Source organism: Motiliproteus sediminis, assembly GCF_017912535.1.
In the GTDB taxonomy this organism is placed as follows: Bacteria; Pseudomonadota; Gammaproteobacteria; order Pseudomonadales; family Balneatricaceae; genus Motiliproteus; species Motiliproteus sediminis.
Genome location: NZ_JAERQK010000004.1, coordinates 191,407 through 217,125 on the forward strand (window position 1 = coordinate 191,407; position 25,719 = coordinate 217,125).

23 protein-coding genes are annotated in these 25,719 nt (G+C 60.3%); 14 read left to right on the forward strand and 9 right to left on the reverse strand.

What is annotated here, in order from left to right; genetic code table 11:
- Positions 1–113: 113 nt before the first annotated feature.
- A complete protein-coding gene (locus JJQ76_RS09965) occupies positions 114–2,801 on the forward strand; it encodes a S8 family peptidase (protein WP_210396660.1) in 2,688 nt (895 codons plus the stop codon).
- A 67-nt stretch (positions 2,802–2,868) separates the two neighbouring features.
- Here JJQ76_RS09965 and JJQ76_RS09970 read toward each other — a convergent pair whose 3' ends face one another.
- The 3 genes from JJQ76_RS09970 to JJQ76_RS09980 are packed head-to-tail and all read right to left on the reverse strand — an operon-like array spanning position 2,869 to position 7,373.
- Positions 2,869–3,912 (reverse strand): ACP S-malonyltransferase, encoded by a 1,044-nt coding sequence (locus JJQ76_RS09970; protein WP_210396661.1) that lies wholly within the window; start codon positions 3,910–3,912, stop codon positions 2,869–2,871.
- Entirely contained in the window at positions 3,909–6,173 is a 2,265-nt protein-coding gene (locus tag JJQ76_RS09975) for a dehydrogenase E1 component subunit alpha/beta (RefSeq protein WP_210396662.1), read from the reverse strand. The genes JJQ76_RS09970 and JJQ76_RS09975 overlap by 4 nt, the downstream gene beginning before the upstream one ends.
- A gap of 24 nt (positions 6,174–6,197) precedes the next feature.
- On the reverse strand, positions 6,198–7,373 hold the full coding sequence (locus JJQ76_RS09980; RefSeq protein WP_210396663.1) for an acyl-CoA dehydrogenase: 1,176 nt from the start codon (positions 7,371–7,373) through the stop codon (positions 6,198–6,200).
- 131 nt (positions 7,374–7,504) lie between these two features.
- Here JJQ76_RS09980 and JJQ76_RS09985 point away from each other — a divergent pair, with 131 nt between their 5' ends.
- From JJQ76_RS09985 to pepQ, 10 genes are all read left to right on the forward strand, one after another.
- Entirely contained in the window at positions 7,505–8,350 is an 846-nt protein-coding gene (locus tag JJQ76_RS09985; RefSeq protein ID WP_210396664.1) for a LysR family transcriptional regulator, read from the forward strand.
- A 98-nt stretch (positions 8,351–8,448) separates the two neighbouring features.
- Positions 8,449–9,990, forward strand: a complete 1,542-nt coding sequence (locus JJQ76_RS09990) for a GGDEF domain-containing protein (RefSeq protein WP_210396665.1) — start codon at positions 8,449–8,451, stop codon at positions 9,988–9,990.
- A gap of 60 nt (positions 9,991–10,050) precedes the next feature.
- The gene (locus JJQ76_RS09995) at positions 10,051–10,800 is read left to right on the forward strand and encodes a hypothetical protein (RefSeq protein WP_210396666.1); all 750 of its coding nucleotides are present in this window, start codon (positions 10,051–10,053) and stop codon (positions 10,798–10,800) included.
- Between the two features lie 157 nt (positions 10,801–10,957).
- Positions 10,958–12,520 carry an ABC transporter substrate-binding protein gene (locus JJQ76_RS10000; RefSeq protein ID WP_425515230.1) on the forward strand — a complete coding sequence of 521 codons (1,563 nt, stop codon included), beginning with the start codon at positions 10,958–10,960 and terminating at the stop codon, positions 12,518–12,520.
- Positions 12,521–12,652: 132 nt separating this feature from the next.
- Positions 12,653–13,633: an ABC transporter permease gene (locus tag JJQ76_RS10005; RefSeq protein ID WP_210396668.1), complete on the forward strand. Its 981-nt coding sequence runs from the start codon at positions 12,653–12,655 to the stop codon at positions 13,631–13,633.
- Entirely contained in the window at positions 13,630–14,574 is a 945-nt protein-coding gene (locus tag JJQ76_RS10010; RefSeq protein WP_210396669.1) for an ABC transporter permease, read from the forward strand. The genes JJQ76_RS10005 and JJQ76_RS10010 overlap by 4 nt, the downstream gene beginning before the upstream one ends.
- 89 nt (positions 14,575–14,663) lie before the next feature.
- Complete coding sequence (locus tag JJQ76_RS10015) at positions 14,664–15,650, forward strand: ABC transporter ATP-binding protein (RefSeq protein ID WP_210396670.1); 987 nt, start codon at positions 14,664–14,666, stop codon at positions 15,648–15,650.
- Between the two features lie 10 nt (positions 15,651–15,660).
- On the forward strand, positions 15,661–16,677 hold the full coding sequence (locus tag JJQ76_RS10020; RefSeq protein ID WP_210396671.1) for an ABC transporter ATP-binding protein: 1,017 nt from the start codon (positions 15,661–15,663) through the stop codon (positions 16,675–16,677).
- A 129-nt stretch (positions 16,678–16,806) separates the two neighbouring features.
- Positions 16,807–17,739 (forward strand): LysR family transcriptional regulator, encoded by a 933-nt coding sequence (locus JJQ76_RS10025; protein WP_210396672.1) that lies wholly within the window; start codon positions 16,807–16,809, stop codon positions 17,737–17,739.
- Entirely contained in the window at positions 17,736–19,052 is a 1,317-nt protein-coding gene (pepQ, locus tag JJQ76_RS10030) for a Xaa-Pro dipeptidase (protein ID WP_210396673.1), read from the forward strand. The genes JJQ76_RS10025 and pepQ overlap by 4 nt, the downstream gene beginning before the upstream one ends.
- A gap of 50 nt (positions 19,053–19,102) precedes the next feature.
- Here the strand turns inward: pepQ and JJQ76_RS10035 are convergent, their stop codons facing one another.
- The 5 genes from JJQ76_RS10035 to epmB all read right to left on the reverse strand — a co-directional run bounded on the left by JJQ76_RS10035 (position 19,103) and on the right by epmB (position 22,423).
- On the reverse strand, positions 19,103–19,672 hold the full coding sequence (locus JJQ76_RS10035; protein ID WP_210396674.1) for a lysophospholipid acyltransferase family protein: 570 nt from the start codon (positions 19,670–19,672) through the stop codon (positions 19,103–19,105).
- A gap of 10 nt (positions 19,673–19,682) precedes the next feature.
- Entirely contained in the window at positions 19,683–20,117 is a 435-nt protein-coding gene (locus JJQ76_RS10040) for a DMT family transporter (protein ID WP_210396675.1), read from the reverse strand.
- A complete protein-coding gene (locus tag JJQ76_RS10045) occupies positions 20,118–20,447 on the reverse strand; it encodes a hypothetical protein (protein WP_210396676.1) in 330 nt (109 codons plus the stop codon).
- Positions 20,448–20,507: 60 nt separating this feature from the next.
- The gene (locus JJQ76_RS10050) at positions 20,508–21,158 is read right to left on the reverse strand and encodes a glutathione S-transferase family protein (RefSeq protein WP_210396677.1); all 651 of its coding nucleotides are present in this window, start codon (positions 21,156–21,158) and stop codon (positions 20,508–20,510) included.
- A gap of 203 nt (positions 21,159–21,361) precedes the next feature.
- The gene (gene epmB / locus JJQ76_RS10055) at positions 21,362–22,423 is read right to left on the reverse strand and encodes an EF-P beta-lysylation protein EpmB (RefSeq protein ID WP_210396678.1); all 1,062 of its coding nucleotides are present in this window, start codon (positions 22,421–22,423) and stop codon (positions 21,362–21,364) included.
- 48 nt (positions 22,424–22,471) lie between these two features.
- On the opposite strand from epmB, the gene efp reads away from it, so the two are divergent.
- The 3 genes from efp to JJQ76_RS10070 all read left to right on the forward strand — a co-directional run bounded on the left by efp (position 22,472) and on the right by JJQ76_RS10070 (position 24,427).
- Positions 22,472–23,038 (forward strand): elongation factor P, encoded by a 567-nt coding sequence (gene efp / locus JJQ76_RS10060; RefSeq protein WP_210396679.1) that lies wholly within the window; start codon positions 22,472–22,474, stop codon positions 23,036–23,038.
- An 85-nt stretch (positions 23,039–23,123) separates the two neighbouring features.
- Entirely contained in the window at positions 23,124–24,080 is a 957-nt protein-coding gene (gene epmA / locus JJQ76_RS10065; protein WP_246480539.1) for an EF-P lysine aminoacylase EpmA, read from the forward strand.
- Between the two features lie 20 nt (positions 24,081–24,100).
- Positions 24,101–24,427 carry a DUF1904 domain-containing protein gene (locus tag JJQ76_RS10070; RefSeq protein ID WP_210396680.1) on the forward strand — a complete coding sequence of 109 codons (327 nt, stop codon included), beginning with the start codon at positions 24,101–24,103 and terminating at the stop codon, positions 24,425–24,427.
- Here the strand turns inward: JJQ76_RS10070 and JJQ76_RS10075 are convergent.
- Positions 24,418–25,617 carry a MalY/PatB family protein gene (locus tag JJQ76_RS10075; RefSeq protein ID WP_210396681.1) on the reverse strand — a complete coding sequence of 400 codons (1,200 nt, stop codon included), beginning with the start codon at positions 25,615–25,617 and terminating at the stop codon, positions 24,418–24,420. The two genes, JJQ76_RS10070 and JJQ76_RS10075, sit on opposite strands and share 10 nt — an antisense overlap.
- Positions 25,618–25,719: the final 102 nt, after the last annotated feature.

Below are 25,719 nucleotides of genomic sequence, written 5' to 3' on the forward strand. Positions count from 1 at the left end.
TCGCTAACGGACAGGGATGGCTGTTAGTAGACGGTTGGGAGTCAGGCTGGCCGGGCTCCGTCTCTGCTGCTGTTCCTGATATGGTGTCACTGTTGTACCTATGGAACTGCCAGATGAAACTCTTTCCCGCATCGTTATTACTTGCTTGTCTCACGGTCATCGCGACCATCCCCGAGTCTGCGTGCGCAACGGATGCCTATACCGCCACCGGCGAAAGCTACACACTGGTCGCTAACGCCGTCGAGCGTATTGCGCAGGATCCGCTCGACACCAATGCCATTCTGATCAACGCGGGCAGGGATTCGCGGTACCGCAACCTGCTTGATAGTGGCGATCTGGAGCTTCTTCTGGCCGACGTGGAAGGTGGTGAAAACGCGGTTGCCGAGGCCGCGGAAGATCTGGTCACGGACTCCCCCTATAAGCTGGTTTCGGTGCATAAAGAGACAATTGGCCGGGTTTCTCTGGCTCAGCTCAATGCGCTCGAGGCGTCCCTGCGGGAACTGGTAGTGGAGGGGCGTTTGATCGTCATCGACGGGGCGTTGCTGTATGAGCCACCTTCGATCTGGCCCAAAGTGCTGCTTGGCGCCGGCGCCGCGGCAGGAATCGCCGCTGCGGCGGGTGGCGGAGGTGGTGGTGGAGGTGATGATGCACCGCCGCCTTGGACCGCTCCCAGCTTTGCGGTCAGCGCCAACTACAGTGCCGACTATCGCCATCGATTGGTCGGTACCGAACAAGCTCACGCACGAGGTTTGGATGGCAGCGGGGTCACCGTGGGAGTGATCGATAGCGGTTTTCGAACAACTCACACTGAGCTGAGCGGGCAGTTTGTGGCCTACTACAACGCCTACACCACCAACACCGGAGCCGGCGATGTGGCCGACCTTGACGGCCATGGAACCTTTATTGCCGGGGTACTGGCTGCCAAGGTTAACGGCAACGGCGTAACTGGCGTCGCACCCGGTGCACAGCTGATCGGGGTGCGTATTGGCGACAACGTCGATGGGTCGTTCACCCTGAGTGACGCACAAACCGGCGCCGCGATCGACTATACAGTCGCCCAAGGGGCTGACTTTGTGAACAACTCCTGGGGGGTGGGTTTGGCCATCAACAGTGTCACCAAAGCGGCCATAGAGGCTGCGAGACCAGCGGAACTGCAGGCATATCGTGATGCCGCCCTTGCGGATGTGGTGATGGTGTTCGCTAATGGCAACGATGCGCCCACATTGACGCAGCCTAATATCCAGGCGGGGCTGCCTTTTCATTTCGCCGAGCTGAGAGAACACTGGGTGGCGGTGGGAGCTGTTGGTGCGGATGGCTTGCTCACGGACTACTCCCAGCCCTGTGGCGTGGCGGCGGGCTGGTGTCTGGTCGCGCCCGGGGGTGAAACCGGAAATCTGATCATCTCGTCATTCCACACCGGTGATGACACCTACGCGCAGGGGTTTGGTACCTCAGCGGCTACACCCATGGTAACTGGCGCTCTGGCGGTCTTGAAGCAACGCTTCCCGACGCTCACTAACGATGTGATCGTTGATCGCCTGTTCCTGACGGCCAATAAAACTGGCCCCTACGCCAACAGCGCGATCTACGGTCAGGGGCTTTTGGACCTCAACAAAGCCACTGACCCGGTTGGGCCGCTTGCGGTGGTGAATCCGCTCATCAACAAGAGTCAGGGGCAGCCATCACTGGCGCTGAACGAGGTTAATCTGGCACTGAGTAACGGTTACGGTGCGTCATTGGCTGAGGTGCTGGCCGGTAACCGGCTGGCCGTGGCTGACACTCAGGGGGCGGGATTCTTTATTAACTTTGACCAATTAGTGACGCCTGCTCCGGGTGACGATGATCTGGAGGCGTTGCTGGCCGATTATCGTGCGAAGGGCCTGCCGGCGTCGGGATTTATAGGCAGTGCCGAACTGAGCATAAGGTTCTCGGGGACAGGCGACCAGGCTCGCGTTGAACGATTGCAGGTGGCTGCTCAGAGTTCGAACTGGCGCTATCAGTGGGGTATGGGCCAGCAGCCTGACTCGTTGTTGAGTCCCTCTCCGGCCGATAGCTTTACTAGCCGCCGTTTCGGACTGCCGATTGCCGAGGAGGCTGACCGCTACTGGAGTGCCGCCGGCGCCTTGCAGTGGGGTGACTGGACGCTGGGCTCAATGTGGGTGATGCCGGCACGAATGGATGATGAATCGGCGGCGATGCAGAGTCGCGCGGCGTCGTTGGGGCTGGGGTGGCGACAACCGGCCGGTGTCCTGCAGTTGGGGCTGCAACTGGGTGTCGGCGAGGAGCAGGAGGGTATGCTGGGTGCAGATTTTTCGGGGGCGTTCGGTATTCAGGGGGACACCCCGTATCGTTTTGCGAGTTTCTGGGGCGAGCTGGATTTGACTACGCAGACCCGTTTGCAAGCGATGGCGACTATGGCCTGGCTGCAGCCCGGGTTGATGGCGGATAGCCTGATCACCGATATCAGCGAGCAGCGTGCGGAAACCATGGCCTTTTGGCTCCAACACCAGCTCGACTCCCGGCAGCAGTTCGGCGTTGGTGTTAGCCAGCCGCTGCGGCTGGCATCGGGCCGCATGACGCTGACCTATTCCGATGGTTATGAGGGCAATCAATTCAATACCCGTCGCCAGCAGCTAGACCTTTCTGCGGGCGCACGTCAGTTGGATTACGAGCTGTTTTACCGGTTCTCCTCACCTGCCGGGTTGCAGATGAAGTCATCGTTGATCTACCAGCACAACGCCGGCCATCGAGCAGGCGAAACCAATGCCATGCTGTTGCTCGCTGCTCAGCAGCCTTTCTGATTGCGGCAGCAGGCGAGGGCGGTAGCGCGACGATTGCTGCCGCTCTGCGCTTTGGCCGGCTTGCGGTTCAAGCCACTGCCAGCCGGCGCTGGTGCTCCATCCCCAGGCTGATCAGGTAGGGATCGGCTTTCTGGGCCTTAATAAAATCGCTCTTGCTCTGCCAGCCGCGCCAACCGATCTGGATCAGTGCCTGCGCCACCGCCCCTCCGAGGGTGGTGCCGGGGCCGAGGATGATGATCTTGTCGGGGGCGAACTCCTTCACCGCTACCTGCACCGCACGGCTGAAGTCGTAGGGAGCCACTACTTGATGGCCGAGTGTGTACTCCCATAGAGCGGCAGTATTTGACGATTCGGGATTCCAGATAGCACCGCGACCGTCCACCAACGGCAGCTGCGGTTGTTCAAGCAGCGCAGCTGGCAGCGCCCGGCGTCCTTCGGCGGCCACCGGCTGTTGCAGGGCAGTATGGAAGGCAGCGTGGTTGTAGAGCTGCATCGGGTAGCGTTCCTGCTCCGGCGGCAACTGCTCCATCAAGCGCTTGAGCGCCGCCCGATTGCCGCCGAACACCCGCAGGCCTCCGAGGTTGATGGACAGCGCCAGCTCACAGCCGGGTTCGGCGTTGATCGCGGCGGTCAGTCGATCCAGCCATTCTGCACGCCCGGGGATCGGCTGCCAGTCCCTATCCACCAGCGGATAGATCAACTGGCCGCCGCTGCCGTTGCGGTGCATCAGGGTACCCATGGTATTGATCAACTGCAGCGCGTTGTCCGGCGCCAGCGCACCGGCGCAGCCGAGGGCGATATACCAGCCCATGGAGTTGCCGGTCACCGCGCAAATATCAAAGCATTCGCGGTCGATGCTGAGAAAATCCGCGTAGGCGCAGGCCCAGATCAGCGCCGAGGCGTTGTCGCCGCGGCTGTGCTCTTTGAGGTTGTAGCGCTCCATGCCGTCCAGCGCACTGAGCAGCGGCTGACCCTGCTGCTGGCGGTAGGCATCGATGCGGTCCAGCAGCGCCCGCTTGTCGCTGTGGAAACGTTTTAGGTAACCCAGCTCGGGGGCGTTATAGGTGCCGCGGCCGGGGCAGATCACCAGGGCTTGCTGTCTGTTGCTCATTGCTGGTTCTCGCGGTCGGTCCGTTGATCAGATGGACTGGTGGCGGTTGGCTGAGTGGGCGTCAGCAGTGCTTTGGCCGCCGCGACAATAGTGTCGCGTGAGGGCAGGGTGGCGGTGGCTGCCCGACCGAGCGAAATAAAGCTGTCTTCGGCACTGATGCGGGATAGTTTGGGTGGTTGTTTCAGCCGCTCGGTTACCAGCGTCACCAGTTGTTCGCCAAGGGAACCGGTGCGGCGGCATTCGTCGACAATCAGCAGGTGTTCGCAGCCGCTGATCGCATCCAGAATGGCGCTTTCGTTGAGCGGTGCCAGCCAGCGCAGATCGATTATCCGCAGCTGAACCCCTTCGGCTTCCAGCAGCGCCACCGCTTGACGGCTGAGGTAGTAACCGTTGCCGTAGCTGAGGATCGCCAGTTCCCTGCCCTCGCCCTGCTGGTGCAGCTGCCCCAGACGGATCGGTTGCGCTTGGCCGGGATCCCGGTACAGCGTGGTCCAGAGACCGTCACCCTCGCTGTGCAGATCGCGGGTCATGTAGAGCGCGATCGGTTCCAGAAACACCACCACCCGCTGCTCTTCGCGCGCCAGCCGTACGCATTCGCGCATCATCTCCACCGCATCGCTGCCGTTGCTGGGGCAGGCGACGATGACGCCAGGGATATCGCGGAACACATTGAAACTGTTGTCGTTATGAAAGTGGCCACCAAAGCCCTTCTGGTAACCGAGGCCGGCGATACGAATCACCATCGGGTTGCTGTACTGCCCCTTGGAGAAGAAACTGAGGGTCGCTGCTTCACCACGAATCTGGTCCTCGGCGTTGTGCACGTAGGCGAGAAACTGGATCTCCGGGATCGGGATAAAGCCGTTGTGGGCGGCGCCGATGGCGAGCCCCAGGATACTCTGCTCATCCAGCAGCGTGTTGATCACCCGGTGGCTGCCGAACTTTTCGCTGAGCTTGCTGGTAACGTTGTAGACCCCGCCCTTGGGGCCTATATCTTCGCCCATCATGATGATCTCGGGGTGGCTGGCCATCAGGTCGGCCAGCGCCCAGTTGAGTAGCCGCGCCAGGTGCTGCGGTTGCTCCAGCATCGACTTTTCACGCGCGAACAGGGCGTCACGCTCGGTGTCATTGATCAGCCGAGACGGTTTCGGGTGCCGCGTGGGCGGTACCAGACTCGCCATCACCTCACCGGCGGTGGTCAGTTTGGGGCGCTGGATCGCCAGTTCGGCGACGCGGGCGACCCGCTCGTCGGTCTCTTGGTAGCGCGCGACGATCTGATCGGCGCGCAGAATCCCCAGCTCCAACAGCAATCGTGCCGAGTGCAGCAACGGATCCTGCGCTTCGCCCGCCTCGATCTGCTCGCGGCTGAGGTAGGCGTTCTGGGCGTCGGAGCCGGCGTGGCCTAAAAGGCGCACGCAGCCGAGGTGCAGGAACACCGGCTGGCGGTAGTTGCGTGCCAGCCGTTCCGCCTCCTTGGCGGCGCGGTAGGTGTCGAGCAGATTGAGGCCGTCGGCGTAACGATAGTGCAGCCCCGGACGTTGGCTGAAACTGGCGTTGATCCAGCCGCCGGGGGTGCGGGTGCTGATGCCGATGCCGTTGTCCTCGCACACCAACACCAGCGGCAGCGGCACCTTCTGGTAGGCGGTCCAGCAGGCGGTGTTGATCGCCCCCTGGGCGGTGCTGTGGTTGGCCGAGGCGTCGCCAAATGAACACACTATTACGCCATTGTGGGGCAGTTCGCCCTGGTGCTGCATCCGCTTGGCCAGCGGGATACTGTAGGCGGCACCCAGCGCTTTGGGCAGGTGCGAGGCGATGGTGCTGGTCTGTGGCGGAATATAGAGTGACTTGCTGCCGAGCACCTTGTGGCGGCCGCCGGAGATCGGGTCTTCGCTGGAGGCAGCGAACGACAGCAGCATATCCCACAGCGGCGTTTCGCCCGGCGTCTGCCGGGCGCGCTGGATCAGAAAGGCGGCGTCGCGGTAGTGCAAAAAGGCCATGTCGTCGTGGCGAAAGGCGGCGGCGACCGCCGCGTTGCCCTCGTGACCGGCACTGCCAATGGTGTAGAAGGATTCGCCACGGGCCTGCAGTTTGCGCGAACAGAGGTCCAGATGACGGCTCAGCAGTTGGCTGTCGAACAGTTCCACCAGTTGGATGGCGGTAAGTCCGGCCTGTTCCAGGCTGAGTTGCACGCTACCGGCGGGCAGATTGCCCGTCTGTACTCGCTGGATAAAGTTGCGGTCGACGATCTCGGCACGATTTTGCATGGGGCTCTCCGGGGCGCGCTCGGTTTAGCTGAACGCCTGCAGACCGGTCTGGGCGCGACCCAGGATCAGGGCGTGCACGTCGTGGGTGCCTTCGTAGGTGTTGACCGCCTCCAGATTCATCAGGTGGCGGATCACGTGAAACTCGTCGCTGATGCCGTTGCCCCCGTGCATATCGCGGGACTGGCGGGCGATCTCCAGCGCCTTGCCGCAACTGTTGCGCTTGAGCAGCGAGATCAACTCCGGCGCGCAGCGCCCCTCGTCCATCAAACGACCCGCCTGCAGACAGCCCTGCAGGCCGAGGCTGATCTCGGTCTGCATGTCGGCCAGTTTTTTCTGGATCAACTGGTTGGCAGCCAGTGGGCGACCGAACTGCTGCCGGTCGAGAGTGTACTGGCGCGCCGCGTGCCAGCAGAACTCGGCGGCACCGAGCGCGCCCCAGCTGATGCCGTAACGGGCCTTGTTGAGGCAGCCGAACGGGCCCTTGAGACCGGAAGCGTCAGGCAGCAGGTTCTCCGCGGGAACCAGTACGTTGTCCATCACGATCTCACCGGTGATCGAGGCTCGCAGACTGAACTTGCCCTCGATCTTGGGGGCAGACAGGCCCGGCATGCCCTTTTCCAGCACGAAACCGCGGATCTCGCCGTCAAGCTTGGCCCAGACCACAAAGATGTCGGCGATGGGGCTGTTGGTGATCCACATCTTGTTACCCTTGAGGCGGTAGCCGCCCTCTACCGCTTCGGCGCGGGTGCGCATGCTGGCAGGGTCGGAACCGGAGTCCGGTTCGGTGAGACCAAAGCAGCCGATCCACTCGCCGCTAGCGAGTTTGGGCAGATACTTCTGCCGCTGTTGCTCGTTGCCGTAGGCGTGGATCGGGTGCATTACCAGGGATGACTGCACGCTCATCGCCGAGCGATAACCACTGTCGACTCGTTCCACCTCGCGCGCTACCAGGCCGTAACAGACGTGGTTAACGTCGGCGCAGCCGTATTGCTCTGGCAGGGTGGCGCCCAGCAGACCCAGCTCGCCCAGCTCGTTCATGATTTCGCGGTGGAAATGCTCGTTGCGATTGGCTTCCAGCACCCGTGGCAGCAGCTTGTCCTGGCAGTAGTCGCGGGCGCTGTCGCGCACCATACGCTCCTCTTCGCTCAGTTGACTATCGAGATCGAAGGGGTCGGTCCAGTTAAAGGCGGGTTTGCTCATGGGTATCGTCCGGTTGCTTGGGTGGTAGCTGCTGCGCAGCGAATGTCGGTAAGGGTAGGAGTAAGTTAGATAAAGAGATAATATTCTTTTGCTTTACCATCTATCGAAAAAAACTATGGCTAAGGGTGGCTATGGATCTGCGAGCACTGCGTTACTTCGAGGCGGTTTACGAGCAGCGCAGTATCAGCGCGGCGGCGCGGGTCTGCTTTATCGCCCAGCCGTCGATTTCGGCTGCGCTCAAACAGCTGGAAGAGACTCTGGAGACAGCGCTGTTTGTGCGGCACGCCAAGGGGGTGGTGCCCACTGAAGCTGGTGAGCGTTTGTATCCGTTATCCAAGAAACTGACCGGCGAAGCGCGTGCGATCCAGCAGTTGTTTGTCGAACGCCCCGCGGCGGCGCCCTTTCGCTTAGGGCTGATGCGTTCGCTCGGGGTGGAGCGGATGAGTCTGTGGCTGAAAGAGTTGAGCGCGGCGGTGGAGCAGATGGAGCTCACGCTGGTGAACCCGGAAGAGCCCTGTAATGCCCGCATCATCGAGGTCAGCGAGGTAGAGGAGTGGGAGCTGTTCCAACCGATCTGGCAGGACCGTTATCTGGTGGCGCTGCCTCAGGGGCACCCCCTGAGTCTCAAGGAGCAGTTGAACCTCCGCGACCTGAAGGGACTGCCCTTTATTAACCGCGAACCCTGCCGGGCCTTGGAAGGGTTGAAGCGGGCGCTGGAAACCCGCGATCTGGGGTTTACCGCACGTGCCAATATCCGCACGGTCGAATATGCGGTGGGGCTGGTTGCGTCCGGGGTTGGCGCCGCCCTGGTGCCGGACTGGGACAGCATTCGCCAGCGTGACGACCTGGTGCTGCGCACTATCGGCGAGCTGGAACTGGAACAGCAGGTGGGGCTGGCCTATGACCGCTCGGCTCCGGTTACCGCAGCGCTGGTGGCCGCTCTGGAGATCAGCAGGCAGACCCGGCGGCGGCAGTGATCGACGTGGCTGTGCGCTGGGTCAAGGTGTTGTTGGCGTTGATCAGTTAATGTACTGTTCGTTTTTTGACTTAACGGTCAATTTTTCAAGGACGGAACATGTATCAGGACGATACCCGCTACCGGCAGAGGTTGCGGATTCATCTCATTAAGCGCGTTTTTTTGTGGGCGCTGTTTATCGGCGCGGTCTTCGTGCTCGGCTTGAAGTCCGAACATGACCGCTTACAGCGCGATTTTCTGGCGCAGGTCGATCAGGTTGCCCGTCACAGCGAGCGCACTGCGAAGACCTTTGATGTGGCTCTTGATGGTTTTCGCCAGTTTCTGGACCTGCTTCCGGCCGCGGACCTTGATGCGGCCCGCCGCTATGCCGCTACTCTGCGTGAACACTACCCCGAACTGCGATTGTTCGCCATCGTCCAACTGGTCGAAGCCGCCGGCCATCTGGCGGACGGTGACCGCCTGCAACGGCTGGGCTACAGCGGCCTGCGTCTTGCGCGGCTGCGTGTGGGCGACAGTGGTGCGAGTCGCCGTGAGGAGGAATCCTATCGGCTGCCGATGGTGTTTACCGAGCCGCAATTGCAATCCTCGGAGCGGTTGATGAGTATCGATCGCGCGTTCAATCGCGCCTATCAGCTGCGAGACCCGCTGCGGAGCAAGCAGGCGGGGCGGCCCTTTCAGCGTCAGGATGGTGAAGTCGCCTATCTGTTGTTTGCCCCGGTGAGTAGCGATGCGCCCGGGGGCGCGGTGGCCAACAAACCCTGGCGGCAGGCCTACGCACTGTTACTGGTCCATGCGCAAGATCTGGTGCCAGCTGACATGGTGGGGCGGACAGGCTGGTCGCTGCAGTTGTCCGCTGAGGTGACCGATACCCGGCCAGCGGAGCAGCTCTGGCGTTTCAGTAATCAGCCCTTCCAGGGTATGGCGGCGCTGTTCGGCCATTTTGAAGCAGAGCGTCATCTCAGCGGCGAGTCGCAGCCCTTTGTTTTACGCTTCAGTTATCGCCCGCTGTGGGGGGATCTGGATCACCAGTATCTGGGGCTGCTGACCGCGTTGGTATTGGCGCTGATTATTCTGGCGATGCGGGTCGTTTCCTTTAGCCAGCGGCGCAATCAGGGCGAGCTGGAAGAGCACAGCTCGTTGTTCCAGCAGGCCAACTACGATCACCTCACCGGTCTGCCCAACACCAATCTGCTGATGGATCGCGTGGAGCGGGCCATAGCAACGCTCAACCCGGACGAAGAGCGGGTGGTGCTGGCTTATCTCGATCTGGACCACTTCAAGCCGATCAATGACCGCTGGGGGCACGATGCCGGTGATCGCATGTTGGTGGAAGTGGCGCGACGATTGCGGCAGCAGTTCCGGATGCAGGATACCGTATCGCGCATCCATGGCGATGAGTTCATCATCATGTTGACTATGCAGGCCCAGCATGTGGATCGCGAGTCTGTGGCGGCCAAGATCAGCGCAGCGTTTGAGCAGCCTTTCGATATGGACGGGGTGCCCCTCAACCTGGGATGCAGTCAGGGGGTAGCCGTCTATCCGGACGACGCGGCCGAGGTTGAGACGTTGATATCGGTAGCGGACCAGCGCATGTATCAGGGCAAGCACCGACGCTACAACGAGGCGGCGCTGCCGCTCTGAACCGGCCTGGCTGATCCGCTATAGTTTCTTCCAGTGGCGGCCAGGCGGGAGGTGTCGAGGATGAAGCAACGGTTGCTGGTGGGGGTTCTGGTTGCTCTATGGCCGGTAATGCTGGTGGGAGCACCGATTACCAGCACCGAGAACGACCGCTTGATGGGCGCCCAGGAATCGTTGCTGGATCGTTATCAGCTCCATCTGCAACAGCTCGAGAATGGTCCGCTGAAACTGTTCCAACTGTTGGTCAGTTTCGCCAATCATGAGCTTGATACCGCCGAGCTGGTTAAACAGCGCATCTACAGTGAGAGTTATCCGCTGCCGGTAACGGAGGCCCTTGAGGCGCTGCAACTGCGTCATGGGGTGGCGCTGGAGGCCGCGTCCCGGGAGCTTAATCCCGAGGCGCTGGCGCGGTTCAAGGCTCGGCAGCAAACAGAGTTACGGTCCGAGTGTGACGAGCGACTGATGGCGTTTGTGACCCGGGAGGTTCAGGCCCGTGACCGTGAAGCGCAGCGGATGCTGAATGAGATCATTACGCTGGTGCAACCCGAGGCGTTGATCGTCAAGCGGATCGCGCGCAAGCAGCGTAAACTCGACACCGCATTACGCGGCGTGTCCAGCGCGTTCAAGCGTTTTGATAGCAGTGACCACCGCTTGAGTACCCGGGTTGACCGGATCAGGGACTTCCGCCTTGAACGGCTGACGCTGGTGTTGGCGATGCTGGCGCAGCCTGCTGATGCTGCTATCGCCGCCGCCATCGCCGCTGGGCGCACCCTCGACGAGCAACACCAGACGCTTCATCGTGCCCAAGATTGATTGCCCAACTAACTGTTTGATAAGCAGGTTTAAGGGCTGATTCGTTTTGTGTATAGGGCTCAGGCGTAATTTCGATTGAGCGGCTTTTGTCCGCTGGTCTAGTCTGGCTTCCTGAAATTCGACCATAACAACCATAACTCCAACCTATTTCGGGAAGATGACGATGAAAAAAATACCTGCCTTGATGGCCGGCGCCGTGCTGGCGATGGGACTCGGTTTCGGTGCCCAGGCGGCGACGCTTAAATTGGCCTATGACGCCGACCCGGTTTCTCTGGATCCGCACGAGCAGCTTTCCGGTGGTACCTTGCAGCTGTCGCACATGATCTTCGATCCGCTGGTTCGCTGGACCCGTGAGCTGGGCTTTGAGCCGCGTCTGGCAGAAAGCTGGGAGCGTGTCGATGACTATACCGTGCGTTTCACTCTGCGTCAGGGCGTCAAATTCCACTCCGGTAATCCGATGACCGCCGAAGATGTGCGTTGGACCTTTGACCGTCTGAAAACCAGCCCCGACTTCAAGGGTATCTTCGATAACTTCACCGAAGTGAAGGTGATCGATGACTACACCATCGAGCTGAAGACCAAAGTGGCCTACCCGCTGGTGCTGCACACCGCGACCTACATCTTCCCGATGGATTCCAAGTTCTACAGCGGTAACGACGCCAACGGTCAGCCCAAAGACCTGCTGGTCAAGCATGGCAATTCGTTTGCTTCCACCAATCATTCCGGAACCGGCCCTTTCATCGTTACTGCCCGCCAGCAGGGGGTTAAGGTCGATTTCGAACGCTTTGCCGACTACTGGGACAAAGACTCCAAGGGTAACGTCGACAAGATCGTACTGACGCCGATCAAAGAAGCCCCGACCCGTGTTGCCGCGCTGCTGTCCGGTGATGTTGACTTTATCGCGCCGGTGCCGCCGAACGACCATGCCCGGATCGAAAAGAACGGCAAGGTTAATCTGGTCACCCTGCCTGGCACCCGGATCATCACCTTCCAGATGAATCAGGAACGTCGTCCCGAGTTCAAGGATGTGCGCGTACGTCAGGCGATCGTTCACGCGATCAACAACGAAGGCATCGTCAAGAAGATCATGAAGGGCTTTGCTACTCCGGCGGCCCAGCAAGGCCCGGCCGGTTATGCGGGTTACAAGGAGTCGCTGACGCCGCGTTACGATCTCAAGAAAGCCAAGCAACTGATGAAAGAGGCCGGTTACGAGAAGGGCTTTAGCATCACCATGATGGCGCCCAACAACCGTTACGTGAACGACGACAAGATTGCCCAGGCTGTGGCCGGAATGCTGGCCAAGATCAACATCAAGGTCGATCTCAAGACCATGCCCAAGGCGCAGTACTGGCCTGAGTTCGACAAACGTTCCGCTGACATGATGATGATCGGCTGGCACGCGGATACCGAGGATTCGGCCAACTTTACCGAGTTCCTGACGGCCTGTCCGAACAGCGATACCGGCGCCGGTCAGTACAACAGCGGTAATTACTGCAACCCTAAAGTTGATGAACTGGTGAAAGCCAGCGCCAGCGAAACCGACCCGGCCAAACGGGCGGCGATGTTGCAGGAGGTCGAGCAGATTCTTTACGACGATGCGGCGTTTGTACCCCTGCACTGGCAGAACCTGGCCTGGGCTGCACGTAACGGCGTGCACGCAGCGGATATCGTCAACGTGATGAACTTCCCCTATCTGGGCGATCTGGTAATCGACCAGTAAGTTCACCCGCGCCGGGCTGGGGTCCACCTCCGCTCAGGGCTTCAGTCCGGCACCTTTACTCTTGCTGTAATTACGTCGCTGTACCTTGTGTGCGTGGCTTGGCCGTGCCCCTAATTTAAGAGAACAAACGTCATGATCGCCTTTCTGATACGTCGCCTGATGCAGGCCGTGGTCGTCATGTTCGTCATCAGTCTGATCAGTTTTTCGATTCAGGATAATCTGGGTGACCCCTTGCGTGAGCTGGTGGGGCAGTCAGTTTCCGAAGAGGAGCGTCAGGCGCTGCGTGACGAACTGGGTCTCAACGACCCCTTCCTGGTGCAGTACGTCCGCTTTGCCGGTAACGCGCTGCAGGGAGACCTTGGCACCTCGTACTTCTTCAAGGAGCCGGCGCTTGACGTCATTCTGAAGAAACTGCCGGCGACTCTGGAGCTGGTGTTCGGGGCAACGCTGATCATTATCCTGCTGTCGGTGCCGCTGGGGGTTTATTCGGCGATTAAACCGCATAGCTGGTTTTCCAAAACCGTGATGGGGTTGAGTATTGTCGGCATCTCGGTGCCGGTGTTCCTGACCGCGATCATGTCGATTTTCCTGTTTTCGGTAGAGCTGAACTGGTTGCCGTCCTACGGGCGCGGTGAGTTGGAGCCGATGTTCTGGGGCTGGGAGTCCGGTTATCTGACCCGTGATGGTCTGCTCCATCTGGTGCTGCCCTGCTTTTCGCTGGCGTCGATCATGCTGCCGCTGTTTATTCGTTTGATTCGCGCCGAGATGATGGAGGTGCTGCAGTCGGAGTACGTCAAGTACGCCTGGGCCAAGGGGTTGTCGCCGATGCGGATCTACTTTCTCCACGCGCTGAAGAACACCATGCTGCCGGTAATCACCGTTGGCGGGGTGCAGATCGGGACCATGGTGGCGTACACCATCCTGACCGAAACCGTGTTCCAGTGGCCGGGCATGGGCTTTCTGTTTCTGGAAGCGGTTAACCGCGTCGATACGCCGCTGATCGTGGCCTATCTGATTGTGGTTGGCGCTATTTTTGTGGTCACCAACACGGTGGTGGATCTGATCTACGGTCTGGTCAACCCGACCGTCAATCTGACGGGTAAGAAATCATGAATACACAGACTCTGGAGCAGCGTCCGACTGCCTGGGAGCGCTTCAAAGCGTCCCACTTCTTGCACAGCTTTCGTACCGACAAAGTCGCAATCATCAGCTTTTCGGTATTCCTGTTTTTTGCCCTGGCGGCCCTGTTTGCCCCGCTGATTGCGCCCTACGATCCCTATGATCCGGCGATGATCGACATTATGGATTCCGAGATCGCTCCGGCGTGGAGCGAAGAGGGCGATGAGCGCTTCGCCCTGGGTACCGATGCCCAGGGGCGCGATATGCTCAGCACCATTCTCTACGGTACCCGGGTGTCGCTGATGATCGGCATCTGTGCGGTGCTGATGCAGGCGTTTCTCGGCGTGGTGATCGGTCTGGCGGCGGGGTACTTTGGCGGCCGGGTCGACAGTATTCTGATGCGGATTGCCGATGTGCAGCTGAGCTTCTCCACCATGATGGTGGCGATCGTGGTGTTGGCCCTGTTTCAGGCCGCATTCGGCGCCGAACTTTACGCCAAACTGGCGATTTTCATGCTGATCATGGTGATCGGTATCGCCGAGTGGCCACAGTACGCCCGCACCGTGCGCGCCTCGGTGCTGGCGGAGAAACATAAAGAGTACGTCGATGCGGCGCGGGTAATGGGCTTCAAGAGCCGCCGGATCATGTGGCGTCATATTCTGCCCAACACCCTGTCACCGATTCTGGTGATCTCCACCGTGCAGGTCGCCAACGCCATCATCAGCGAGGCGTCGTTGTCGTTTCTGGGGCTGGGAATGCCGGTGTCCGAGCCCTCCCTTGGTTCGCTGATCTCCAGCGGCTTCGCCTACATCTTTAGCGGCTCCTGGTGGATCACCGTCATCCCCGGTGTGGTACTGGTGTTGTTGGTGCTGGTGATGAACCTGCTGGGCGACTGGTTGCGTGATGTTCTCAACCCAAAACTGTACAAGGGCTGAGCCATGTCGCTCGTGAATCTAAAAGCTGTTTTAGGGCGGCGTGACGTTCTGCTCTTTAACCCAGCGAAACTGTACAAGGGGTAAGCGCGATGGCTTTGTTGGAAGTTAAAAACCTCGAGGTTACCTTCGGTCTGCGCCAGGGCGCTGTGAAGGCGCTCCGCGACGTCAGCTTCAGTATCGAACGCGGCGAGCGGATCGGTATTGTCGGCGAGTCCGGAGCCGGCAAGTCGGTGGCCGCGTTTTCGATTCTCAATCTGATCAGCCGCCCGGGTTACATCTCCGGCGGCGAGGTCCTGTTTGAAGGCAAGGATCTGACCAAACTGTCACCACAGGAGATGCGCGACATCCGTGGCAACCGCATCGCGATGATCTTTCAGGACCCGATGATGACTCTCAATCCGGTGCTGACCCTCGGTCAGCAGATGGTGGAGTGTCTCAAGGCGCACCGTAAGATATCCACCGCCGAGGCGCGCGAGGTCGCGTTGGAAAAACTGCGGCTGGTGCATATTCCGTCGCCGGAAACCCGCATTGACCAGTATCCACATGAACTCTCCGGCGGCATGCGCCAGCGGATCATCATCGCCATCGCGTTGCTGCTGGATCCGCCGCTGATCATCGCCGACGAGCCGACCACGGCCCTCGACGTCACCATTCAGGCGGAGATCATGGAACTGTTGCTGGAGCTGTGCGACAGCCAGAACGTGGGGCTGATCCTGATTACTCATGATCTGGGAGTGGTATCCCAGGTAACCCAAAAAGCGGTAGTGATGTACGCGGGGCGGGTAATCGAGCAAGGCCCCACCAAAGAGATCATCAACGATGCCCAGCATCCCTACACCCAGGGGCTGATCAACGCGTTGCCACAGCAGACGTTACCGGGCAAGCGTCTGAACCAGATCCCGGGTTCCATGCCCAGCCTGCAGAAAATTCCCACCGGTTGTGCGTTCCATCCGCGCTGCGAGTTTGTGATCGAGCCCTGCTCGCGGGAGCTGCCGGGCTTTACCCGCTCTGGAGGTTGTTCGGTCGCTTGTCACATGGTCAAAGCGATGAAAGAGAAGGCCGCAGCGGCGGGTTGAGGAGCAGAGTATGAGTACCCAGGAATCCCTGTTGCAGGTCCGTGATCTGCGTAAGCGTTTCAATATCTCCGGCGACTTTCTTGACCAACTGCAGTTCAAGGGCGGCAAGATCGTGCGCCATCAGGAACACGTGCACGCCATCAATGGGGTCAATTTCGACGTCTCCAAAGGTGAAGCGCTGTGCGTGGTGGGTGAGAGCGGCTGCGGTAAATCCACCGTGGCGCGTACGGTGATGGGCTTGCTCAAGCCCAGTGCCGGCAGCATCAGCTACAAAGGTGAGCGGATCGACCATCTGTCCGACACCGCGCTGTTGCCCTACCGCAAGAAGATGCAGATGATCTTTCAGAACCCCTATGCCTCGCTGAACCCGCGCATGACCATCACTCAGACGCTGGAGGAACCGGTTCGGTTTCATAACCCGTCGATGAGCGGTGCCGAGGTGCGCGAACGGGTCAAAGAGGTGATGTACTCCGTCGGTATCGATCCCGGTTGGGGGGTGCGCTACCCGCATGAGTTTTCCGGCGGCCAGCGCCAGCGGATCTCCATTGCCCGTGCGCTGACGGTGGAACCGGAGTTTATCGTCGCCGACGAGCCGATTTCGGCGTTGGATGTATCGATCCAGGCACAAGTGCTCAACCTGATGATGCAGACCCAGGAGGAGCGCGACCTCACTTACCTGTTCATCACCCATGACCTGTCGGTGGTGGAGCATTTTGGTACCCGGGTGGCGGTGATGTATCTGGGCACCGTGTGCGAGTTGGCCGCGACCAAAACCCTGTTCGCCGAGCCCAAGCACCCCTACACCCAGGCGCTGCTCAGTGCGATTCCGCGGTTGGAGGATAATCGGCCCAATCACATCAAGCTGCAGGGGGAGGTGCCGACGCCGGTGAACCTGCCGACGGGCTGTGTTTTCCATGGCCGCTGCCCCTATGCCAACGACCGTTGTCGTCAGGAGATCCCGGCGCTGATCGCCCAGAGCGATGGCAGCCAGGTCGCCTGCCACGGCATCGAGGAAGGTCGGTTGTAATTGTCATTGGTTTGCGGGCCCGGGCGAGTTACGGTCATGGCTTGTCTGGGCCTTTTTCTTTTTTTAGACGTATAGTTTGTTAACGTTTTTAGCGGCGGGCCGTTGAGCCTGCCTATCAGGGTGGGTGGCATGGAGTTACGTTGGCTGGAGGATTTCTGCGCCCTTGCGCGTACTCGCCATTTTTCCCGCGCCGCTGACGAGCAAAATGTGACCCAACCCACCCTCAGTCGGCGGATCAAGCTGCTGGAAGATGAGATGGGGGTGATGCTGATTGATCGCAATACCCTGCCGCTGTCGCTGACCCCGGCTGGCAAGCTTTTTCTGGAAAGTGCTGAACAGGTTATCAAGCTGATGCGCGATACCCGGCAGCGCTGCCAGGCACAGCAAGAGGAGGAAGCGCGCAAGCTGCGGCTGGCCAGTACCCAGACCCTGTATCTCAGTTTCTGTCGCGACTGGGTGCGTGAGTTGGGGGATGATCTTGATATCAGCTTCGATCTGCGCTCGACCTCCTGGAGTGGCAACGACTTTGTGCAGGCGCTGGAGGGGGGCGAGTGTGATCTGATCCTTTGCTACTGGCATCCCGATATCGACTACCTGCAAGTGCTCGACAGCGATGCGTTCGAGTTTCTGCGTCTGGCGCAAGACTCGCTGGCGCCCTTCACCGGACTCAACCGGCGTGGCGAGCCCAAGTTTCAGCTGCCCGGTAGCGACGCCCAGCCGTTGCCGTATATCACCTACAACAGTCGCAGTTTTCTCAGTCCGGTGATCAGCAACCATCTGCGCCGCTTGCACAAGCAGCCCCACCTGCTGGTGGTTAACGAAAATACCCAGGCGATCAGCGTCAAGGCGATGATTGGTCAGGGGTTCGGTATTGGCTGGCTGCCCCAGAGCCTGGTGCAGGAGGATGAGCGCGAGCGGTTGCTGCCGGCCGGCGATAGCGAGTGGACGCTGCCACTGGAGCTGCGCCTTTACCGGCTGCGCCAAAACCGGCATCCGCAAATGACGGAGTGCTGGCAACGCGCTAGCCGTTATACGTTGACCCAATCGTTGGAGACGTCATGAACTTGAGTGAACTGTATGCCGATCATGTGGCGACCTTGCAGGGGCACACGGCGGCACTGCTGGAGCGGCTGGGTTACGCCGGGATGGTAATTTATAGCGGCACGGCAACGGGTATTTTTCTCGATGATCACGCGCTGCCGTTCTATGCCAACCCTCACTTCAAGCACTGGCTGCCGCTTCCCCGGCACCAGCACGGCTTTTTGCTGATTCGTCCGGGTAAGCGACCGCAGCTGTTTTATCACTCTCCGGTCGACTTCTGGCACCTGAGCGACGGAGCCCCGGGCGGTTTCTGGACCGACCCGTTTGATATTGCCGAGTTTGCTGATCCGGTGGAGGTTCAGTCGGCGCTGGGTGATACCCCCGGTCTGGCGTTCGTTGGTGAAGATGCGGCGCTGGCACAACGCTGGGGATTCACGGCGATCAATCCTGAGCCGCTGTTGCACGAATTGAACTGGCTGCGCGGCTACAAGAGTGGCTACGAGTTGGCTTGCCTGCGTGAAGCCAGTCAGTTGGCGGTCGCCGGGCATCGTGCCGCCGAACAGTGCTTTCGTGACGGAGGCAGCGAGTTTGACATTCATCTGGCCTATCTGGCCGCCAGCGGCCAGCGGGAGAACGAGCTGCCCTACGGCAACATCATCGCCATCGATCAGCATGCGGCGGTGCTTCACTACCAGCATCTGGACCGGCGTCACCCGGCCAGTCCCGATGCCTTTCTGATTGACGCTGGCGCCGAGGTCAGAGGCTATTGCGCTGATATTACCCGAACCTATGCCGCCCGCCCGGGCTTGTTTGCCGAGCTGGTGGCGGCGATGGACGAAGTACAGCGACGATTGGTGGCCAGCGCTAGCGTTGGTGCCAGCTTTGTTGAGCTGCACCAGCGTACCCATCAGGCAGTGGCGCTGCTGCTGCAGCTGTTCGAGATCGTCGATCTGGCACCGGAATCACTGGTTGAAACCGGTATTACCCGTAGCTTTTATCCCCATGGCCTGGGGCATCTGCTGGGGATTCAGGTGCATGATGTGGGCGGGCAGGTTGCTGACCCCCAAGGTACGCCGCTGCCGCCACCGGATGAGCACCCTTTCCTGCGCCTGACCCGACCGCTGGAAGCCGGCATGGTGCTGACGGTGGAACCGGGACTTTATTTCATCGATACGCTGTTGGCCGGGTTGCGCCACCACCCGCAAGCGAAGGCGGTCAATTGGGAGCGAGTGGAGCAGTTGCGCCCCTGTGGCGGCATCCGTATCGAGGACAACCTTGCGCTCCACCCCGATCATACCGAAAACCTGACCCGCGACGCCTTTGCCAATAGTTAAGTAGTACTCTGCCTGAGCGACCGGAACACCTGCAGCTTGACTGTTTGGTGTCAGCTCGGTGGTTGGGTGAAGGTAATGGTGCCGGCATCCGCCGGGTGGATGCCGCGCTTGTCGGCGTAAAATGCGCGAATGCGGGCCAGATCCTGATCCCGGTCTCCGCTCAGGGTGAGGCTGGGGCCGAAGCCTATCCGCTTGCTGGGTGCATCCAGATAGCCCAGCACTACGGGTACCCCGGCCTCCAGTGCCAGATGGTAGAAGCCGCTTTTCCAGTAGGGGCGATGGGCGCGGGTGCCCTCGGGGGTAATCACCACCACCAGCGACTCGCGCCGGCCATATTCAGCTGCCAGTGCGGCGGTAAAACCGGTACTTTGGGTGCGGTCGACCCCAATACCACCCATGGCGCGCATCAGCGGCCCCAGCGGCCAGCGAAACAGGGTGTGCTTGGCGACCCAGTTGAATTGGAAACCCAGGGCGCCTTTTACCAGCATCGCCAGAACAAAGTCCCAGTTGCTGGTGTGCGGATAGCCGATCAGCACGTAGCGCTTGATAGCAGGGCGCTGCTGGTCGTCGATGGTCCAGCCACTCAGTTTTAGAATCAGGGAGCAGAGCCAGGCGATCATCGGCGGCACCCTAACGCAGCGTTAACCAGACGCCGAGCATCAGGGTGCCGATGCCGGTCAGTTTGCGCAGGCCTATTTCGCGCACGGGAGCGCCGAACAGGCCAAAGTGATCGATCAGCGTGGCGACGAAGAACTGTACTGCCACGATGACGGTAAAAGCCCCGACGGCGCCGAGCTGGCCGACGCTGTAACCGATGCCGGAAACGATTACCAGGCCGACGATGCCGGAGCTGAGTACCCACCAGGGCAGCTGCTGCCACTGGCCCAGATTGCCGCCGCGAAATAGCAGCAGAAGCAACGCCGCCAACACCCCGCCCACGGCGTAGGTGATAAATACGCTCTCCATGGTGCCAAGGCCGCGGTCCATGATGCCCATCAGCTGTCCCTGAACAGTGATGGCCACGCCGGCGATGGCGGCAACGGTAATGACCCAGACGGCGCTCATTCAGGGGTTCTCGTAGAACACGTAGGGGGTGGAGTAGTCGCTGAATTCGAAGTACACCTTCTTCTCTCCCGGATCTTTGCGACCGTTGAGGTTGCTATCAAACACACCGTAGCCGTAGCGGTAGGGGCGCACCCCTCCGTCCTGAGTGCCGCTGGCCGTGCTCAGCTTGTCGATTTCGACAAAACGCCGCACCAGCTTGTCGCCAGCGTAGATCTCCAGTACGCCGTTGGTGCCGGTCCAGTTTTGTACCGCGCGGCCGAGCTTGTTCTGGGTTTCCTGGGTGCAGCCGGCCAGCGCCAGCAGGGCCAGAATCAGGGAAAGTCGTTTCATCGCACAGGGTCCAGAGAGAAAATCGGCAGTGTACCCAATGCACCGCGGGGGGTGAACCGTTTAACCGCTGTTTCCGCCAAAGAGCTGTTTCATGGCGGCCGCCTGATCGGCCTGCACTCTCTGCACGCTGGGCCGCTGCGACATCATCTCCATGTAAACCCCGATCCCGGGAATGGAGGCCAGCGGATCCGAACCGCCGGTCTGTTCCATAATCGCCTGTACCAGGCCAAAGGTGGTAAACGCGGCCAGGTCGGCGTGGCTGAGCTGATCACCGGCGATGAAGGGTGATACGCTGATAATGCTGTTGAGCGCCGACATGTTGTGCTTGAGCTCCTGATCCACCGCTTTGATCATCTCCGGGTCGTGCGGTTGGCCGAAAAAGGCCATTCCCAGCAGGCGGCGGGCCGGGGCGTCAACGTAGAGGTCGATAAACTGATGGATCTGCTGTGCCAGTGCGGCGCGGGCAGCAGAGGTTGGATAAAGTCGGGGCGTGGGCTGGTAGACCTCCAGATAAAACAGGATCGCCTGGGATTCGCAGATGTATTGTCCCTGATGCTGAAAGTAAGGAATCTTGCCCATCGGACTGTGCTCCAGGATCTCCGGCGTTTGAGCCGGTGCGACAGCAACCTCCTCGAAATCCAGCCGCTTTTCGAGCAGTGCCAATTTCACCGTGTTGTAGTAATTGCTGACTGCGAGGCCGAAGAGTTTCATGGCGTTGTCCTCTGTGGGTAAACCCCGGCGCCGGCGGCGCTGCGGGTATGGCTCGTAGACAGAGTCTGGATCAATATGGGGGTTGTGCAAGAAAACCGCGCCGCTAACCTGCTGCCCGCTGAGACACTGTAACGGTTGGGTGCGTGGCTGGCGTGCGGTCGATGATCAAGTCGCCATACCTCAGCGGGTTAGCTTCTGGGCCTCTAGGGAGTGCCGCTGGCACCGGGAATCAATGGTGCCAGCGGCACTTTGGCTTCGGCGCCGGCTTGTTCGCGCACCAGCTGGGGGACCAGGTAACCTGGTAGCTCGGCGGCGAGTTTGCCGACCAGTTCCCGGCTGGCCTGATCGCCGATATCGAAGTGTGCTGCCCCTGCTACCGGATCCATCAGGTGCAGGTAGTAGGGCATGACGCCGCAATCAAACAGCGCTTCACTGAGGCTCTTGAGGATTGAAACCTTGTCGTTGATCCCCTTCAGGAGCACGCTCTGGTTCAGCAACCGGGTGTTACTCGCTGCCAGTCTGGCCAGCGCTGCACGCACCTCGCCGTCAATTTCGTTGGGGTGGTTGATGTGGGTGACCAGCAGGGTATGCAAGCGACTGTGGGCGAGACGTTGGGTCAAGGCGGGGGTTACCCGATCCGGGATGACGATCGGCAGCCGGGTGTGGATCCGCAGCCGTTTGAGGTGAGAGAGACGTTCCAGATCGTCGATCATCGCGCCAAGGCGCTGATCAGAGGTCGCCAGTGGATCGCCGCCGCTCAGAATCACTTCCTCGACATCGGTGTGCTTACGCAGATAGCGCAGGGCCTGTTGCCAACTCTCGCTGCCGAGCTGGTTGTCGCCGTAAGGAAAATGGCGCCGGAAGCAGTAGCGACAGTTGATGGCGCAACCGCCGCTGACGATCAACAGCAGACGCCCCCGATATTTATGGATAACGCCCTGATGCGGATTGGCGTCACCTTCACCTAACGGGTCGGTCACGTAGCCGGCAGGGCGGTCGAGCTCTTGTGCCTGCGGCAGGACCTGCAGCAACAGCGGGTCCTGCGGATCCCCCGGTTTGATCCGTTGCAGGTAGGCTTCGGGTACGCGCAGGGGGAAGCTGGCCGCTGCCGCGAGCATCTGCTGCGCCCATGGTGCGGGCAGCTGCAGCCGCTCGGCCAGCCGCACCGGATCGGTGATCGCTTCTCGAAGTTGCTGTTGCCAGCAACAAACACCTGATTGTTGTGCCGGTATGGTCTGCACAGCCGCCTCGGTTCGCGCTATCATTAGCCTCTTTTTGCCCCTCGGGGATCTCAAGCTATTCGGTGAGGAAAAATGGCTAGCTATTCTACCAACGAATTCAAGAACGGTCTTAAGGTAATGATCGATGGCGATCCCTGCTCCATGGTGGATGTGGAATTCGTCAAGCCCGGCAAAGGTCAGGCGTTTACCCGGGTTAAAGTTCGTAATCTCAAGTCCGGCCGGATCTGGGAGCGCACCTTTAAGTCTGGTGAATCGCTCGAAAAGGCGGATGTGATGGATCAGGACATGGAGTACGTCTACACCGATGGTGAATTCTGGCACTTCATGCTGACCGACGGATCCTTCGAACAGTATGCAGCGGACGAGAAGGCGGTAGGTGATGCCAAGCAATGGCTGAAAGAGCAGAACGTCTGCACCGTGACCCTATACAACAACGTGCCGCTGGCGGTCGCTGCCCCCAACTTTGTTGAGCTGGAAGTGGTTGAAACCGATCCGGGGCTCAAAGGTGATACCGCTCAGGGCGGTTCCAAGCCCGCAACCCTGAGCACTGGCGCGGTGGTGCGCGTGCCGCTGTTCATCAATCAGGGTGAGGTGTTGAAGATCGACACCCGTACCGGTGAGTACGTCAGCCGCGCCTGATTGTCAGGCCAGACTAGTGACTCCTATCAAGGCCGGCATTGCCGGCCTTGATCGTTTCTGCATGCGTTTATCGGAGGCGCGGCTTATGTGGCAGCCCACTGCATCTCTGGAAGCTATCCACGCCCGTGCGCGGCTGTATGCGACCATTCGCCAGTTTTTTGCCGAGCGCAAGGTGCTTGAGGTGGATACCCCGGTGCTGTCGACGGCGGCGGTGTCTGACCCTCACCTCGATCCGTTGCCGTCGCGGTATGAGGGGCCGGGTGCCGCCGAGGGAACCGCGCTGTTTTTACAAACCTCGCCCGAGTACGCCATGAAGCGTTTGCTGGCTGCAGGTAGCGGGCCTATTTACCAGTTGGCCAAGGCGTTTCGTAACGGCGAGTCAGGACGACGCCACAATCCCGAATTCTGCATGCTGGAGTGGTACCGCCCGGGCTTCGACACTGTCATGTTGATGGATGAGGTGGAAACGCTGGTGGCGGCTGTGCTCAAACGTGATGATTTCGTGCGCATAAGCTACCGTGATCTGTTCCGGCAGCGATTCGAGATCGACCCTCACCGCGCCAGTGTCGCCGCTTTAAGGTCGCTGGCGGTGCAGCATCTGGGGGTGACATTTGACGACGATGACCCCGATACCTGGCGGCAGTTGCTACTGGCGGAGGTGATCGAGCCCTGCTTGCAGCAACCGACCTTTGTGTATGACTTTCCCGCTTCGCAGGCGGCGTTGGCCAAAGTGTATGAAGATGCGCAGGGCGAGGCGGTGGCCGCGCGTTTTGAGCTGTTCGTCAACGGTATCGAGCTGGCCAACGGCTATGACGAACTGGTAGACGGCGACGAGCAGGCGCGCCGCTTTGCGGCGGATGCAGAGCAGCGCCGCCGGTTAGGTAAAGCGGTTAACCCCTCAGACCCGCATCTGGTTGCAGCGCTGCGGGCGGGCATGCCGGCCTGTGCAGGGGTGGCGCTTGGTGTCGACCGGCTGTTGATGCTGGCACTGGAGTTGGATCATATAGATCAGGTGCTGGCATTCCCCATTGCCCGGGCATGACCCGATAAAAGGAGTTTTGTATGCCCCAGTTGCGATTCCGTGGTGTCGAAGTCGATACCGTTGAAACAATCAGTACCGCACTGGTGGACGAACTTCAGCGCCTGCTGGATTGTCCGCGTGATGATCTGACCCTGGAGGTGGTGTCCTCGGTCTATGTCGCCGACGGTCAGCGGGTGGCCGGGTATCCCTTTATCGAGGTGCTCTGGTTTGATCGCGGCCAGGCGTTGCAGGACCTGACCGCGATGGCGATTACCCGCCACCTGCAAGCGGCTGGCGTGACCGCAAGTGATATCTTTTTTACTCCCCTCAAGGGCTGCAACTACTACGAGAACGGCACTCACTTCTGAGTTGCGCGGCGCTCGTGCAGCTGTTCGACCGCCCGCTGGATTCGCTGTATCGCGTTTTCCAGCGTGATGCGGGTGCAGCCGAAGTTCAGCCGCATAAAGCGTTTGTCGCCAAAATCGACACCGGGCGACATGCCGACCCCGGCCTGCTCGAAGAACGCCGGGGGATTGTCGAGCTGGAGTGCGCTGACATCGATCCAGGCCAGATAGGTCGCCTCAAACCGGGCTAGCTTCAGGCCTTTGATCTGGTTGATGCGCGTTACCAGCAGATCCCGGTTGTGGCGCAGGTAATCCAGTTGACGCTGGTTCCAGCCATCGCCGTCGCGGTATGCCGCCAGCGCCGCGGTGTAGCCCAGTACGTTGACGTCCGGCACTATGCCTTTACGCGTACGGATAAACGCGCGCCGCAGGGTGGGGTCCGGAATGATCGCCAGTGAGCAGCCGAGGCCAGCGATGTTGTACGTTTTGCTCGGTGCCATCAGGGTGATGGTGCGTGCGGCGGCATCGTCGCTGAGACTGGCTGCGGGGATATGGTGGGCACCCGGCTCCAGGATCAAGTCACAGTGGATCTCATCCGAGCAGAGGGTCAGGTCATGGCGCGCGCAGATATCCAGAATCTGCTGCAGTTCTTCTCGCCGGTAGACCGTGCCGCCGGGGTTTTGCGGGTTACAGAACAGCAGCAGCCGGGTGTCGTCGGTGATCGCTTGTTCCAGCGCCTCCGGATCCAGCAGCCAGCGTCCATCATGCTGTGTCATCGGTACGCTGATCAGGCGTCGATCTGACAGTCTCGGCGCGCTCATAAAGGGCGGGTAGATCGGCGTTGGTGCGATGACGCTGTCGCCACTGCCACCCACCGTACGGCAGGCCAGATTCAACCCGCATACCAGCCCCGGCAACCAGATCAGCCAGTCCGGTTCGACCCGCCAGCCATAAAGCCGCTGCAGCCGTTCAAGCACTACCTCCACCAGTTCATCAGGGGTGCGCCCGTAACCGAACACGCCGTGGTCGATACGTTGATGCAACGCCTGGATCACCGCCGGCGGCGACATGAAATCGGTGTCGGCAACCCACAACGGAATGATGTCGCGATCACGGTACTTGTCCCACTTTTCGCTGGCGGTGTGGCGCCGGTCAGGGGCCTGATCAAAGCTGTGGGCGGTAGGGGGTGTCAACGGCGTCGAGGATTTGCTCATGGTTCGACCAATTTCCTGATTGTGGCAGTCGGTTATGGGTTGCAATGCCCGATTTTAGCGGTATATTTAGCCGAAACCCTAGTGTTTCCAAGACAGAGCGAC